We start from the raw sequence: 15,401 nt of genomic DNA on the forward strand, positions 1-15,401 counted from the left end.
CCGGCCGCCGGATCGATGCCCGGCTCAGGCCGCGCCGACGGTCCGCAGGATCGGCAGCCGGCGCTCGACGAAGCGGGCATGCCGCTGCCGCAGCTCTTCCAGATTCTCCTCCGCCGTTTCCATCCGCCGGCCGTCGCGCAGGAAGGCGACGCCCTGGGCCGACAGGTGGCGCCAGGCGAAGGCGGCCGGCTCCTCGCCCTGCCGGGCGGCCAGCAGGAACAGGGCTTCATCCCAGGACACCGCGACGCCGGTCCCCAGCACGGGCGAGGCGAGATAGGTCGTTCCCTCGCCGGGGCGGTGATCCCTCATCAGCGCGGCGTTGCAGCGATCGGCATGGCTCCGCCCGCCCTCGGCCGTCCCGGCGTCCAGGGTCGGGGAGGCGAGGGACAGGCTGCTCAGCATCGCCAGCGCGCGCAGCACCTGGTCTTCGCCATGGACGGCCAGGGCGGGACGGCGCAGCAGGTCGCGCAGGCTGCGCGGCCCCTCCGCCAGCGCCTCGCCCAACGGCCTGTAGAGGGTGGGAGACAGTGGAACGCGGCCGATGGGCGTGGAAACGACCTCCGGCAGGGACTCGGGATCGCTCAGCAGGGCGAAGCGGGTATCGCGCAGCCGCTCCGTCCGCTCGGACTCCGTCAGCCGCTCCGCCCCCTTGACGAACAGGTCGCGGCGGAAGCTGCGGTTGGACAGGTAGTCGCGCAGGGTCTCGGCATAGGCGGAGTCGGTGGCTTCGGCGGCCAGCGCCTGTGCCTGCGCCGACAGGATCAGGTCGTCATACTGTTCCAGCGCCACCGCGGCGGCGGCGAAGTCCAGCTTGGCTCCGGCGAGCTCGCGCGCCACGTCGGCGTGGTAGAAGGCGGTCCAGTCGCTGTTCAGATACTCGTGCGCGATGTAGTTGGCCGGCTTGCGGCGCAGCGACTCGATGCGTGACGGAATGCCTTCGGCGGTGGCGAACCAGCCGGCATTGAGCGCCGCGGCCCGCGACGCGAAGTCGATCGCCTGGGCGATGCGCGCGGGCAGGGGGCCGGAGCCGCCGGCGGTGTGCTCCGTCAGGATGCGGCGCAGCGGCTGGAAGACGAGGTTGCCCGGCAGCGTGTTGTAGCTGATGAAGACCACGCCGCCCGGGCGCAGCTTGCGGCGCAGCAGCTCGACCAGCACCGCCCGGTTCCCGGCGCTGATCCAGGACCAGATCCCGTGCAGGGCGATGACGTCGAACTGCGGCCCGTCGGAGCGGGTGTAATCGGCGAAGCTCTCCTCCAGGAAGACGGTGTTCTCCAGCCCGGCCTCCCCGGCGAGACGGCGGGCGGCGGCGATGTGGGTGGGATTGAAGTCCAGCGCGGTGAAACGGGCCTGCGGGCAGGCCCCCGCCAGCACCGTGCTCGTCAGCCCATAGCCGCAGCCGAGTTCGGCATAGTCGAACCGCCCGGCTGCCAGCCCCGGCGGTGGCCGCCAGCCCTTCAGCACCAGGGAGAAGGCGATCAGCGACGGCGACATCTCGCGGTAGAAGTTCCGGATATAGTCGATGCCGCCGACATAGCCCTCGGTCCAGCTCTGCATGGTGCGCCTCTCCCCCGTCTCCGGCTGCCGCGGGTGCATCGGCCGGTGTCCGGGTTGGTTTAACGGGGTGTCGCAAAAAATGCAAAAACCAGTCATTTTGGTATCGACAAGCCCGCCTGCCTTGGCTATAAACCGCGCCACACCGGCCGGGACAACGGCTTGGCCGGAAGGATGGCTAGTCGGCACGAACGGCGCGAACGCGCCGGGCAAAACGGCGAAAAATCCTTCGGGCGGTGACCAGAGATGGGCGCATAGCTCAGTTGGTAGAGCAGCTGACTCTTAATCAGCGGGTCCAAGGTTCGAGTCCTTGTGCGCCCACCATCTCTTCAGTTTGGTCGCCGACCAGCACGGTCATCCGCCAGATGGCGGCAGGTGGTCTCAGGATGGGCGCATAGCTCAGTTGGTAGAGCAGCTGACTCTTAATCAGCGGGTCCAAGGTTCGAGTCCTTGTGCGCCCACCATCCTTCCCAAAACATGTTTCGCAAGTGGCTGGTGACGTCGCGCGCCGGCCTCGTTTCGTTTGGCACCCTGCGCCCATCGGCCGGTTCGTCCATGAAAGAACCGTCATGCGCGGACCGCAGCGCTGCGGAGACTTGACGGCGTTCGCTCCTTGGGAGTACAGCCGGCCGCGATGCCAACGCATGATCGGCGTCAGGCCCGGCGCGGTCGCCGGCTTTGCCGCCGAGAAGGCAAGAGATGGAAAGCCCCAGTAGTCGATCCCGCAAGACCCAGGCGAAGACGCTGATCCAAGGCTGACCTTTTCCCGAAGGTCCACCACGGTCGGCGTCCGGCCGACAGATGTTTCAGGTGGACCATGGTGACAGTGCTCCTCACCGCACAGGGGCGGGTGCCCGACGCGACCGTGCCGCCGGCATGGCCGTCCGTCTGCCGGCGCTTCGCCCGAAGTTGACCCGTTCCCCCGGCATTTCCGCCTGAGCGCCCGATCAGGGCGGCAGGGCTCGTTTTTTCGCCAGGAGCGGCCCGGTCGATCCGGTGCCGCGGGATGGAACGGTCATGGTTTGGACAAATGCAAGCATTTCGGTAAAGGCGAGCGGTGCGGCGCCCAACCGGTGGGATCTGGTGGCGCTGCCGCTGGTCATCGGCCTGCTCGTGCTGATCGCCATCGGCGGCCACGAGATGTCGGCGCCGCTGGAGAGCGTCGAGGCGGCGCCGGTGTCGCTGTCTCCCTGGGACCTGCCGGACTACGCGCTGCGCTCCACGCTGCGCATGCTGGCGGCGATGGCGGCCTCGCTGCTCTTCACCTTCACCTACGCGACGCTGGCGGCGAAGAGCCGGCGGGCCGAGATGGTGCTGATTCCGGTGCTCGACGTTCTGCAGTCGGTGCCGGTGCTCGGCTACATCTCCTTCACGGTGGCGTTCTTCCTGTCGCTGTTCCCCGGCAGCGTGCTCGGCGCCGAGTGCGCGGCGGTCTTCGCCATCTTCACCAGCCAGGCCTGGAACATGGCCTTCAGCTTCTATCAGTCGCTGCGCTCCGTGCCGCGCGACCTGGACGAGGCGGCGGCCAGCTTCCGCTTCTCGGGCTGGCAGCGCTTCTGGAAGCTGGAGGCGCCCTACGCCATGCCCGGGCTGGTATGGAACATGATGATGTCGATGTCCGGCGGCTGGTTCTTCGTCGTGGCGTCGGAGGCGATCACGGTGGGCGACCGCAGCATCACGCTGCCCGGCGTCGGCGCCTATCTGGCGGAGGCGATCGCGCAGAAGGATCTGGGCGCTGTCGGCTGGGCGGTGCTGGCGATGCTGGTGGTCATCCTGGCCTACGACCAGCTTCTGTTCCGCCCGCTCGTCGCCTGGGCCGACAAGTTCCGTTTCGAGCAGACCGGCGGGCGCGAGGCTCCGGAATCCTGGCTGCTCGATCTGTTCCAGCGCACGGGCTTCTTCCGTGCCCTGTTCGCGCCGGTCGGCGCCGCCGTCGACCGGCTGGCTTGGCTGCGGCTGTCGCTGCCGCCGGGGATGGCGCGGCCGGTCGGGGCGGCCGGGTCGCGGATGCTCGACCGGGCGTGGTACGCCGTGCTCGCCGCCGCCGGCCTCTATGCCGGCTGGACGATGGTGTCCTTCATCGCCTCCGGCGCCGGCTGGGGAGACGTGGCGGGCGTGGTCCTGCTGGGGGCGGTGACGCTGCTGCGGGTCGTGCTGCTGATCGCGGTGGCGACTCTGGTGTGGGTGCCGGTCGGCGTGCTGATCGGGCTGCGGCCACGGCTGGCGGAGAAGGTGCAGCCGGTGGCCCAGTTCCTCGCGGCCTTCCCGGCGAACCTGCTGTTCCCGGTGGCGGTGGTCGGCATCATGCGCTTCGACCTCAGCCCGGACCTCTGGCTCAGCCCGCTGATGATCCTGGGCACCCAGTGGTACATCCTGTTCAACGTCGTCGCCGGAGCGGCGGCCTTCCCCAACGACCTGAAGGAGGCGGCGGCCAACTTCCGGATCCGCGGCTGGCAGTGGTGGCGCGACGTCATGCTGCCGGGCGTCTTCCCCTACTACGTGACCGGGGCGATCACGGCGTCCGGCGGCTCGTGGAACGCCAGCATCGTGGCGGAGGCGGTGAGCTGGGGCGACAGCCAGGTGACCGCCCACGGCCTCGGCAGCTACATCTCCCGGGCCACCGCCGCCGGCGACTACCCGCGAATCGTGCTGGGCATCGCCGTCATGTCGCTGTTCGTCATCCTGTTCAACCGCCTGTTCTGGCGTCCGCTCTACGGCTACGCCGAGCGCCGCCTGCGCCTCGCCTGACGGAGGACCCGTCCCATGCTGCAGACCCTTTCCAAGACCATCTTCGAGCTGCGCGGCGTCCGCCAAGCCTACACCAAGCCCAGCGGGCAGGAGTATGTCGTGCTGGACAACGTGGACCTCAGCCTGCGCGACGGCGAGATCGTCGGGCTGCTCGGCCGCTCCGGCTCCGGCAAATCCACCCTGCTGCGGATCGTCGCCGGGCTGGCCCACCCGACCGCCGGTCATGTCCTGCACCATGACCAGCCGGTCGCCGGGCCGACCGACGGGGTGGCGATGGTGTTCCAGACCTTCGCGCTGTTCCCCTGGCTGACCGTCGAGGAGAATGTGCTGGCCGGGCTGAAGGCGCTCGGCGTGCCGAAGCAGGAGGCGGCGGCGCGGGCGGAGGAGGCGATCGACCTGATCGGCTTGTCCGGGTTCGAGAACGCCTACCCGAAGGAGCTGTCGGGCGGCATGCGCCAGCGGGTGGGGTTCGCCCGCGCGCTGGTGGTGCATCCGGAAATCCTGCTGATGGACGAGCCCTTCTCCGCGCTCGACGTCCTGACGGCGGAGACGCTGCGCACCGACCTGCTGGACCTGTGGATGGAGCGCAAGCTCCCCATCCGCTCGATCCTGATGGTCACCCACAACATCGAGGAGGCGGTGCTGATGTGCGACCGCATCCTGGTCTTCTCCTCCAATCCCGGACGGGTGGCGGCGGAGATCCGGGTGGACATCCCGCATCCGCGCAACCGGCTGGCGCCGGAATTCCGCGAGATGGTGGACGACATCTACGGCCGCATGACCGCGCGCAAGCCGCTGGCTGCGGCTGCGCCGGCCGAACGGCTGCGGCCGGTGTGGGCCGAGCCGCTGCAGCACGTCTCGACCAACCTGCTGTCGGGCCTGATGGAGACGCTGGCCTCGCCCGCCTATCACGGCAAGGCGGACCTGCCGCATCTGGCGGCGTCCCTGCAGCACGAGATCGACGACCTGTTCCCGATCGCCGAGACGCTGCAGCTCCTCGGCTTCGCCGAAGTGGCGGAGGGCGACATCCGGCTGACCGAGCCCGGCCACCTGTTCGCCGGGGCGGATCTGGACGACCGCAAGAAGCTGTTCGCGGAGCATCTCGTCCGCTTCGTGCCGCTGGCGGCGCACATCCACGCCACGCTGTGCGAGCGGCCGGACCAGCGCGTCCCCTGGGCGCAGTTCGCCCGCGATCTCGCCCGCTTCATGAGCGAGGACTATGCGGAGGAGACGCTGAAGGCGGTGACGAGCTGGGCCCGCTATGCGGAACTGTTCTCCTACGACGACGAGGCCGAGGCCTTCGTCATCGAGCAGGACGAGGAGCGGTAGCGGAGCGGGCGGGAGGGGGCGCCGCGCCCCCTCCGATGCCGCTCAGGCCTTGCCGGTGGCCGCCCGGTAGGCGTCGAGGAGCTGGCGGCCGGCGGCGAGGATCGCGTCCTTGTCGCCGCGCTTGACCAGCGTCTCGTCCACCAGCTTGCCGCCGGCCCCGACGCAGACGACGCCCGCCGCGACGAAGGTGGCGACGTTGCCGGCGTCGATGCCGCCGGTCGGCACGAAGCGGACCGACGGGAAGACCGAGCGCAGCGCCTTGATGTGGCTGGCCCCGACGGTGGAGGCCGGGAAGATCTTCACCGCGTCGGCGCCGGCGGTGACGGCCGCATGGACCTCGGTCGGGGTCAGGGCCCCCATCAGGCAGGCGACGTTCAGGTCGCGGCAGGCGGTGGCCACTTCGGGCACCACGCAGGGCGAGACGACGTAGCGCGCCCCGGCCTTCACCACCTCCCGCACCGCGTCGGCGGTCAGCACGGTGCCGGCGCCGATCAGGGCGCCGCCCTCGGCGGCCAGACGCTCGATCAGGCCGACCGCGCCGGGGGTGGTCATGGTGATCTCGAAGGTGCCGTAGCCGGCCTCGCGCAGCCAGGACACCGCCGTGCCGGCAAGCTCCGCCGAGCTGTTGCGGATGACCGGAACGACGCCGTAGGCGATCAGGCGGTCGATGGTTTCGGTAGCAGTCATCGGTGATCCTCGTAGGAGAGAGGGACCAGGGGCGTCGGGCTGACGGCGGCCCCGGTGCTGGTCAGATGCCGCTCGCGCAGAACGGCCTTGATGCGGCCCAGCCTTTCGTTCAGGTCGGGCGGGGAAAGCAGGCCGATGCCGACCGCCAGCGCGTCGAGCACGGCGAGCTGGGCGAGGCGGGAGGCCATGGGGGTGTGGATCGCGGTGTCCTCGTCCACCTCGACCGCCAGGACGATGTCGGCGGCCCTGGCGAGGTCTGAGCCGGGGGCGGTGATGGCGACGACGGTCGCTCCGGCGCTGCGGGCGACGGCGACGGCATTGAGGATCTCGACGCTGGTGCCGGTCTTCGACAGGGCGACCGCCACGTCGCCGGGGCCGAGAGTCGCCGCGGCCATCGCCTGGATGTGCGGGTCCGACGAGGCGCTTACCGCCGGCAGCAGGCGGAACATCTTGTGGTGCGCGTCCTGCGCCACCGAACCGGAGGCGCCGACGCCGAAGATCTCCACCCGCCGGGCGCCGATCATGGCGCGGGCGGCCCGTTCCAGCGCCGTCGCGTCCAGCCCGTCGCGCACCCGCAGCAGCGCGTCGATGGCGCGGTTCAGCACCTTTTCCGCGGCACTGCCGACGCTGTCGTCGGGGCTGAGGTCGCGGGCGAGCGCCACCGACTCGCGCGTCGCCTCCGCCCGCGCGGCGGTGGCGGCGAGGTCCTGCGCCAGCTTCAGCTTGAAGTCCTGGAAGCCGGTGAAGCCGACCGCCCGGCAGAATCGCAGCACGGTCGGTTCGCTGACGCCCGCGCGGGCGGCGAGTTGGGCTATGCTGTCGTTGAGGACGGAGGCGGGTGCGGCGAGCACCACGCGGGCCACGGCAAGCTCTGCCCGGCGGAGCTGGTCTGTGGCGGAACGGATTGCGGAGAGCATGGCGGCGGCCGTGAATGTAGTGTGATGTAGTTTTACTACATGCCGTCCGCCATGTCGACAGGCAGATGAAAGCTCACTACAATCTGTTCGTCACCTAATCCAACGGTGCGGCGGCCGTCCCGATGGGGCGGCGTAGCGGCCGGAGTCACAGACGGATCGGACATGAAGCTTCTGCGTTACGGCCCGCCGGGCCAGGAAAAGCCGGGCCTGCTCGATGCCGAGGGGCGCATCCGCGATCTCTCCGCCCATGTCGCGGACATCGCCGGCGAGGCGCTGTCGCCCGCCGGCCTCGCCCGGCTGAAGGCGATCGACCCGGCCAGCCTGCCGCTGGTGGAGGGCACCCCGCGACTCGGCCCCTGCGTCGCCGGCACCGGCAAGTTCATCTGCATCGGCCTCAACTACTCCGACCATGCGGCGGAGACCGGAGCCACCGTCCCGCCGGAGCCGATCATCTTCATGAAGGCGACCAGCGCCATCGTCGGCCCCAACGACGACCTGGAGATTCCGCGCGGCTCCACCAAGACCGACTGGGAGGTCGAGCTCGGCGTCATCATCGGCAAGACGGCCAAGTATGTCTCCGAAGCCGAGGCGATGGACCATGTCGCCGGCTACTGCGTCATCAACGACGTGTCGGAGCGCGCCTTCCAGACCGAGCGGCACGGCCAGTGGACCAAGGGCAAGTCGGCCGACACCTTCGGTCCGACCGGCCCCTGGCTGGTGACGGCGGACGAGGTGCCGGACCCGCAGAATCTCGGCATGTGGCTGGAGGTGAACGGCCACCGCTTCCAGGACGGCAGCACCCGCACCATGGTCTACGGGGTGCGCCACCTCGTGTCCTACCTGTCGCAGTTCATGTCGCTGCGGCCGGGCGACATCATCTCGACCGGCACGCCGCCGGGCGTCGGACTCGGCCAGAAGCCGCAGGTCTTCCTGAAGGAGGGCGACGAGGTGACGCTGGGCGTCGAGGGGCTGGGCAGCCAGCGCCAGCGGGTGGTCCAGGGCTGACAGGGGGAGAGGGCCGGGACGTGTCTGGCAAGGGACGGATCGCCGCCATCGGCGAATGCATGGTCGAGGTGCGCAGCAACGGCGACGGGACGGCGCGCTTCGGCTTCGGCGGTGACACGCTGAACTGCGCGCTCTATCTGGCGCGGCTCGGTGTCCCGGTCGACTACGTGACGCTGCTGGGCGACGATCCCTACAGCGGGCGGATGCTGGAGGCCTGGCGGGCGGAGGGGGTCGGCACCGGCCGGGTGCTCCGCCTGGCGGGCCGCCTGCCCGGCCTCTACGCCATCGAGACCGACGAGCGGGGCGAGCGGTCCTTCTTCTATTGGCGGGACCGCGCCCCGGCGCGCGAGCTGTTCACCCATCCCGACGCCCGGCCGCTGGTCGAGTCGCTGGGAGGTTACGACCTGCTGATGCTGTCGGGCATCACGCTGTCGCTGTATGGAGAGGATGGGCGCGCCCGGCTCTACGACGCGCTCGACGCGGCGCGGGCGGCCGGTGCCCGCGTCGCCTTCGACACCAACCTGCGCCTGCGCGGCTGGCCGACCGTGGCGATGGCGCGCAGTGCCTATGCGGCCCTGGCCGGCCGGGTGGACATCGTCCTGTCCGGCGTGGAGGACGAAGCCCTGCTGCATGGCGAGGAGGATGCCGCCGTCATCATCGGCCGCTGGCGCGACTCCGGTGCCTGCGAAGTGGTGGTGAAGCGCGGCGGCGAGGACTGCCTCGTCTGGCGGCACGGCGGAGAGGCCGCGGCCGTGCCCGCCGAGCGGGTGGAGCGTGTGGTGGACACTACGGCTGCCGGCGACAGCTTCTGCGCCGGCTATCTCGCCGCCCGGCAGGCGGGGCGCGACCCGGTGGAGGCGGCCCGGCTCGGCCACCGCATGGCCGGCATCGTCATCGGCCATCCCGGCGCCATCGTGCCGCGGGAGGCGACGGCGCACCTGTCGGTGGGATAGGCGCGCCGTCTTTCACAGGGGAGGCGGGCCGGCTGAGCCGGCCCTCAGGCCTTTCGCAACCGGGCCGGCTCAGCCGGCCCGCACGGTCGCCAGGAAGCGGGCGACCTCCGCCTGCATGCGCTGGGACTGCTCGGCCATCGCGTGGGCGGCGCGCGCCACGTGGGCGGAGGCCGATCCGGTCTCCGTCGCCTGCTCACAGACCTGGTTGAGGCTGCCCGACACCGCGGCGACGCCCTGCGCGGCCTCGTTGACGTTGGAGCTGATCTCGCGCGTCGCCGCCCCCTGCTGCTCGATGGCGGCGGAGATGGCCGAGGCGATGGCGTTCACCGCCTCGATCACGCCGCCGACCCCCTGCATGGCCTGCACGACCGACGCCGTGGCGCTGGTCATCGCCTCGATCTGCGACTGCACGTCGTCGGTGGCCTTGGCGGTCTGGTTGGCGAGGTTCTTCACCTCGCTCGCCACGACGGCGAAGCCTTTCCCCGCCTCCCCGGCGCGGGCCGCCTCGATGGTGGCGTTCAGCGCCAGCAGGTTGGTCTGGGCGGCGATGGAGCGGATGAGGTCCACGACCTCCACCGTGCGCTTGGCTGTGCCGTCCAACTGCTCGATCAACTCGTAGGTCCGGCGCACGTCGTGGACGGCGCGCGAGGACTCGGTGGTCGATTCGGCCACTTGGCGCGCGATCTCGCGGATCGAGGCCGACAGCTCCTCCGTCGCGCCGGCGACCGCGTTGACGTTGGCCGAGGTGTGGCCGGCGGTCTCCGCGGCCGAAGAGACGAGGCCGGTGGTCTGCTCCGCCCCGACGCTCATCTTCGAGGAGGTGCGGGTCAGTTCGTCGGCGGCGGCCGAGACCGACTGGATCAACCCGCCGACCGTCCGTTCGAAGTCGCCGGCCAGGCTCTGCATCATCTGGCGGCGCTCCTCGGCGGCCTGGGCCTGCATCGCCGCCTGACGCTCGCGCAACTCGGCCGCCTCGATGGCGGTCTTGCGCAGCGCCTCGACCGACTGGGCGAGACGCCCGACCTCGTCGCCGCGCTCCATGCCCTCCACCGTGGTGGCGAGGTCGCCGGCGGCGATCCGGCCGGTGGCGCCGGTGATGCGGCCGAGGTCGCTGGCGACGCGCGATGCGATGCGATAGCTGATGGCGCCGAGCACGGCCGACACCAGAAGCGCGATCAGCAGCGTATTGCGCAGGACGGTCTGGAATTCGGCGTCGACGTTGTCGACATAGACTCCGGTCCCGATGATCCAGCCCCAGGGCTCATAGGCCAGCGCATAGCCGACCTTGGGAAGCGGGGCGCCGCCGCTCGCCTTTGGGAACTCGTAGGGGACGAAGCCGCCGCCGGCCCGCGCGACGTTCACCAGCTCGCGGATCACCAGCTTGCCGGTGCTGTCCTTGAAGTCGGCCAGCTTGCGGGTCCCCTCCACCTCGGCCATGGTGCCGTGGATGACGTTGGTGCCGTCATATTCGTACCCGAACATGTATTCCGGACCAAAGAAACGGAGGGAGCGCAGCGTATCCTTCGCGCGCTTCTGGGCCTCTTCCTTCGAGAATTCGCCCTTCGCCGCCCGCTGGTCGTAGGATTTCATGATCGAGACGGCGGACTCGGTCACTGCACGGATCGAGTTCTGATATCCATCCAGCATCATCTGGCGCTTGTCGTAGGCCGACCACATCCCTTCGCCCAAGATGGCGAGGATCAGGAGGGCCTGAACAGCCAGAAGTTTTACCTTTATGCTCTGGATCCGCACGCTCATTTTGGGTCTCCGATTCTTATTGCGTGCTTCGGTTGGCCGCGCATTGGTCTTGGGTCAATCGGCAACGCGAAGTTGAAGAGGCGCGTCTTTTCGTCTCTGATCGGTGAATTATATGGGACAGTATTTAAAGAAAGTTTCCAACACAAACCTAATGCCGCTTCCGCCTGCGTGCCATGCGTGCGCAGGCGCGACACGATATCGCATCGAAACAGCTTCAGGGTGTGTGACAATCGTCAAAAGCAACTAAAGAAGCGGCGCGAGCAATTTTATGTCTCGCGGATGGCGGGGCCGGGACATTGCGCGCCGATGGGCCGCGGCAGACGACGTGGCCTATGCCGCAACGAATAGTCCGTGTGTGGACAGTCAGAGCAAGTCACGCTACAAGCACGGTTCGGCCATTGAAAGGCCGCGCCCGCGTACCGGAGCCTTGACCGTCACATGCAGACCGCCAACGACATTCGCCGCACGTTCCTGGACTTCTTCGCCAAGAATGGCCATCAGGTCGTGGACTCGTCGCCGCTCGTCCCGCGCAACGACCCGACGCTGATGTTCACGAACGCCGGCATGGTGCAGTTCAAGAACGTCTTCACCGGGGCGGAGACGCGGCCGTACAAGCGGGCGACCACCTCGCAGAAGTGCGTGCGCGCCGGCGGCAAGCACAACGACCTGGACAATGTCGGCTACACGGCCCGGCACCACACCTTCTTCGAGATGCTGGGGAACTTCTCCTTCGGCGACTATTTCAAGGACGACGCCATCGCGTTCGCCTGGAACCTCGTCACCAGGGAGTTCGGGCTGCCGGCGGACAAGCTGACGGTCACCGTCCACAGCTCGGACGAGGCGGCGGCGGCGATCTGGCGCAAGGTCGCCGGCATTTCCGACGACCGGATCATCCGCATCCCGACCGACGACAATTTCTGGCGCATGGGCGACACCGGCCCCTGCGGCCCCTGCTCCGAGATCTTCTTCGACCACGGCCCGGCCGTGGCGGGCGGCCCGCCGGGCTCGGCCGACGCCGACGGCGACCGCTTCATCGAGATCTGGAACCTCGTGTTCATGCAGTATGAGCAGCGGGGTCCTGACGACCTCGTGCCGCTGCCCAAGCCCTCGATCGACACCGGCATGGGGCTGGAGCGTCTGGCCGCCGTCCTGCAGGGCAAGCACGACAACTACGACATCGACCTGATGCGCGCGCTGATCGTCGCGTCGGCCGAGGCGACCAAGACCTCGCCGGACGGCAGCCACGCCGTATCGCACCGGGTGATCGCCGACCATCTGCGCTCCACCTCGTTCCTGATCGCCGACGGCGTGCTGCCGTCGAACGAGGGGCGCGGCTACGTCCTGCGCCGCATCATGCGCCGGGCGATGCGCCACGCCCACATGATCGGCGCGCGTGAGCCGCTGATGCACCGTCTGGTGCCGGCGCTGATCCAGCAGATGGGTGACGCCTATCCCGAGCTGGTGCGCGCCCGCGCCCTGATCGTCGAGACGCTGAAGCTGGAGGAGACCCGCTTCAAGCAGACGCTAGACCGCGGTCTGCGCCTGCTGGAGGACGAGGTCGGCCGCCTGGGCGAGACGCAGCCGTTGCCGGGCGACGTGGCCTTCAAGCTCTACGACACCTACGGCTTCCCGCTGGACCTGACGCAGGACGTGCTGCGCGGGCAGGGCCGGGCGGTCGACGAGGCCGGCTTCAACGCCGCCATGGAGGAGCAGCGCCGCAAGGCCCGCGAATCCTGGGCCGGGTCGGGCGAGGCGGCGACCGAGACGCTGTGGTTCGAGCTGCGCGACGAGCTGGGCGCCACCGAGTTCTTCGGCTACGACACCGAGGTCGCCGAGGGCAAGGTGACGGCGCTGGTCAAGGGCGACAGCCGGGTCGACAGCATCGCCGCCGGCGAAGAGGCGATGGTGATCGTCAACCAGACTCCGTTCTACGGCGAGTCCGGCGGCCAGGTCGGCGACAGCGGCGTGATCTTCTCTGCCACCGGCGCCGAGTTCGCGGTGACCGACACCCAGAAGAAGCTGGGCGCCGTCTGGGCGCATGTCGGCACGCTGGGCAAGGGCACGCTGTCGGTCGGTGACGTGGTCGAACTGCGGGTGGAGACCTCCCGCCGCTCCGCCATCCGGGCCAACCACTCGGCGACCCATCTGCTGCATGAGGCGCTGCGCCACCGGCTGGGCGACCATGTGACCCAGAAGGGCTCGCTGGTCGCGCCGGAGCGGCTGCGCTTCGACATCAGCCAGCCGACCCCGCTCAGCCCGTCCGACGTCGCCGCGGTCGAGGACGAGGTGAACAGCCGCATCCTCGCCAACAGCGAGGTGATCACCCGCCTGATGTCGCCGGACGAGGCGCGCGAGATGGGCGCGATGGCGCTGTTCGGCGAGAAGTACGGCGACGAGGTGCGCGTGGTCTCCATGGGCGGCCCGCACGGCGAGCTCGACCGCGACTATTCGATCGAACTGTGCGGCGGCACGCATGTCCGCCGCACCGGCGACATCGGCATCTTCAAGATCGTCTCCGAAGGGGCCGTGGCCGCCGGCGTCCGCCGCATCGAGGCGGTGACCGGCACCGGCGCCAAGGCCTGGCTGTCGGAGCGCGACCATCTGCTGACCGAGGCCGCCGGCGCCCTGAAGGTCCGGCCCGAGGAGGTTCCGGCCCGCGTCGCCGCCCTGGTCGAGGAGCGCCGCAAGATGGAGCGCGAGCTGGCCGAGCTGCGCCGCCAGGTGGCGCTCGCCGGCAGCGGCGGCGGCGCCGCGTCCGGCGGGGCCGAAGCCAAGGAGATCGGCGGCGTCAAGGTGCTCGCCCGCGTGGTCGACGGCCTGCCGGCCAAGGACCTGAAGCCGATGGCCGACGAGCTGAAGAAGCAGGTCGGTTCCGGCGTCGTCGCGGTCATCGCCGGTAATGACGGCAAGGCCTCCATCGTCGTCGGCGTCACCGACGACCTGACCGGCAGGCTCAGCGCCGTCGACCTCGTCCGTGCCGGCGCCGAGGCGCTGGGCGGCAAGGGCGGCGGCGGCCGTCCCGACATGGCCCAGGCCGGCGGCCCCGATGCCTCCCTCGCCCCCGCGGCGATCGAGGCGATCGAGAAGGCGGTCGCCGAAAAGGCCGGGGCGTAACGCCGCTCCCCGGCACCGAAAGCAGACGAAGGAGCCCTTCCTCCGACCGGGGAAGGGCTCCTTCGCGTTCCGGCATCCTGTCGCGGAGGACAGTTCCATGACCCCTTCCAATCCGCCTGCCAAGCCGCAACCGGCCAAACCCCAGCCGGCCCGATCGGCCGCCGGGTCGCTCGCCGCCTTCTGTCCCTGGGCGGGGGAGGCGGGGGTGCGTGTCTATCTGCGGCCGGTCGGGCTGCTGCCGATCGCCGCCTGGGCCAAGGGGGCGGCGGTGCCGCTGGCCGGCGGCCGCTTCGCCTTCGCCACCGCCGAGCTGATCGTCCGCCGGGCGGGCCGCATCGAGCGCGCCTTCGCGCCGCTGGCGGAGGTCATGGCCTGGGGTTGGGAGCGGGGGCGCGAGGTGGCGGCCCGGCTCGACCGGCAGCTCGGCGCGTTGACGCGGGGGCGGCCGCCCTTCGGCGGGCTCGACCTCGGCCGGCCGCTGGTCATGGGCATCGTCAACGTGACGCCGGACAGCTTCTCCGACGGCGGCGACTTCCTCGATCCCGCCGCGGCGATCCGCCATGGCGAGGCCATGCTGGAGGCCGGGGCCGACATCCTGGACGTCGGCGGCGAGTCCACCCGTCCCGGAGCCGATCCGGTCCCGCCGGAGGTGGAGGAGGCGCGCGTGCTGCCGGTCATCCGGCATTTCGCGGAGAAGGGCGCCTGCGTCTCCGTCGATACCCGCCATGCGCGGGTGATGGCGTCGGCGCTGGCGGCCGGCGCACGGATCGTCAACGACATCGCCGGCCTTGCCGACCCGGAGGCGCTGCCGGTCGTCGCCCGGACCGGCGCGCCGGTGGTCGTCATGCACATGCAGGGTGAGCCGGGCACCATGCAGCAGAACCCGGTCTATGAGGACGCGGCCCTCGACGTCTTCGACTGGCTGGAGGCGCTGGTGGAGCGCTGTGCCGCCGCCGGCGTGCCGGCGGAGCGGATCGCGGTCGATCCGGGCATCGGCTTCGGCAAGACGGTGGAGCACAATCTGGAGATCCTGCGCCACACGGCGCTCTATCACGCGCTGGGCTGCCCGGTGCTGATCGGGCTGTCGCGCAAGAGCTTCATCGGCCGCCAGTCGCGTGGCGAGCCGCCGAAGGAGCGGCTGGCCGGCTCGCTCGCCGCCGGGATCGCCTGCTGGGACCAGGGAGCGCAGATCCTGCGCGTCCACGACGTGGCGGAGACCGTCCAGGCGCGGGCGGTGTGGGAAGGGCTGCATCCGGCCCGGCCGGGCGGGGTGTAGCCATTTGGCGGCTGCGCGGATGGGCGCCTTGACCCGCCGGGTTGGCTGGGCGCAGAACTGCGG

The 15,401-nt window shown here is 70.1% G+C and carries 10 protein-coding genes and 2 tRNA genes; 8 read left to right on the forward strand and 4 right to left on the reverse strand.

What is annotated here, in order from left to right:
- Positions 1-24: 24 nt before the first annotated feature.
- Entirely contained in the window at positions 25-1,554 is a 1,530-nt protein-coding gene (locus tag DEW08_RS23745; RefSeq protein WP_109332384.1) for a class I SAM-dependent methyltransferase, read from the reverse strand.
- A 245-nt stretch (positions 1,555-1,799) separates the two neighbouring features.
- Between DEW08_RS23745 and DEW08_RS23750 the strand changes: the two genes are divergently transcribed.
- The 4 genes from DEW08_RS23750 (at position 1,800) to DEW08_RS23765 (ending at position 5,628) form a co-directional block, all read left to right on the forward strand.
- Positions 1,800-1,875: transfer RNA gene (locus DEW08_RS23750), tRNA-Lys, on the forward strand.
- A gap of 64 nt (positions 1,876-1,939) precedes the next feature.
- Positions 1,940-2,015, forward strand: a tRNA-Lys gene (locus DEW08_RS23755).
- A 553-nt stretch (positions 2,016-2,568) separates the two neighbouring features.
- The gene (locus DEW08_RS23760) at positions 2,569-4,299 is read left to right on the forward strand and encodes an ABC transporter permease (RefSeq protein WP_109331908.1); all 1,731 of its coding nucleotides are present in this window, start codon (positions 2,569-2,571) and stop codon (positions 4,297-4,299) included.
- A 15-nt stretch (positions 4,300-4,314) separates the two neighbouring features.
- Positions 4,315-5,628: an ABC transporter ATP-binding protein gene (locus DEW08_RS23765; protein WP_109331911.1), complete on the forward strand. Its 1,314-nt coding sequence runs from the start codon at positions 4,315-4,317 to the stop codon at positions 5,626-5,628.
- Positions 5,629-5,670: 42 nt separating this feature from the next.
- Here the strand turns inward: DEW08_RS23765 and DEW08_RS23770 are convergent, their stop codons facing one another.
- Both DEW08_RS23770 and DEW08_RS23775 read right to left on the reverse strand, forming a co-directional pair.
- Positions 5,671-6,315: a bifunctional 4-hydroxy-2-oxoglutarate aldolase/2-dehydro-3-deoxy-phosphogluconate aldolase gene (locus DEW08_RS23770; RefSeq protein ID WP_109331912.1), complete on the reverse strand. Its 645-nt coding sequence runs from the start codon at positions 6,313-6,315 to the stop codon at positions 5,671-5,673.
- Positions 6,312-7,232, reverse strand: coding sequence for a MurR/RpiR family transcriptional regulator (locus tag DEW08_RS23775; protein WP_109331913.1), 921 nt, complete (start codon positions 7,230-7,232; stop codon positions 6,312-6,314). Before DEW08_RS23775 ends, DEW08_RS23770 begins: the two co-directional genes overlap by 4 nt.
- A 162-nt stretch (positions 7,233-7,394) precedes the next feature.
- Here DEW08_RS23775 and DEW08_RS23780 point away from each other — a divergent pair, with 162 nt between their 5' ends.
- Together DEW08_RS23780 and DEW08_RS23785 are read left to right on the forward strand one after the other, a co-directional pair.
- Positions 7,395-8,237, forward strand: a complete 843-nt coding sequence (locus tag DEW08_RS23780; protein ID WP_109331914.1) for a fumarylacetoacetate hydrolase family protein — start codon at positions 7,395-7,397, stop codon at positions 8,235-8,237.
- A 20-nt stretch (positions 8,238-8,257) separates the two neighbouring features.
- The gene (locus DEW08_RS23785; protein WP_281262075.1) at positions 8,258-9,190 is read left to right on the forward strand and encodes a sugar kinase; all 933 of its coding nucleotides are present in this window, start codon (positions 8,258-8,260) and stop codon (positions 9,188-9,190) included.
- Positions 9,191-9,259: 69 nt separating this feature from the next.
- Here the strand turns inward: DEW08_RS23785 and DEW08_RS23790 are convergent, their stop codons facing one another.
- Positions 9,260-10,948 (reverse strand): methyl-accepting chemotaxis protein, encoded by a 1,689-nt coding sequence (locus tag DEW08_RS23790; protein ID WP_109331917.1) that lies wholly within the window; start codon positions 10,946-10,948, stop codon positions 9,260-9,262.
- A 438-nt stretch (positions 10,949-11,386) separates the two neighbouring features.
- Here DEW08_RS23790 and alaS point away from each other — a divergent pair, with 438 nt between their 5' ends.
- Positions 11,387-14,062 (forward strand): alanine--tRNA ligase, encoded by a 2,676-nt coding sequence (gene alaS, locus DEW08_RS23795; protein WP_109331926.1) that lies wholly within the window; start codon positions 11,387-11,389, stop codon positions 14,060-14,062.
- A gap of 97 nt (positions 14,063-14,159) precedes the next feature.
- Positions 14,160-15,338: a dihydropteroate synthase gene (gene folP / locus DEW08_RS23800; RefSeq protein ID WP_109331927.1), complete on the forward strand. Its 1,179-nt coding sequence runs from the start codon at positions 14,160-14,162 to the stop codon at positions 15,336-15,338.
- Positions 15,339-15,401: the final 63 nt, after the last annotated feature.

This window comes from Azospirillum thermophilum (genome assembly GCF_003130795.1).
Taxonomy (GTDB): domain Bacteria; phylum Pseudomonadota; class Alphaproteobacteria; order Azospirillales; family Azospirillaceae; genus Azospirillum; species Azospirillum thermophilum.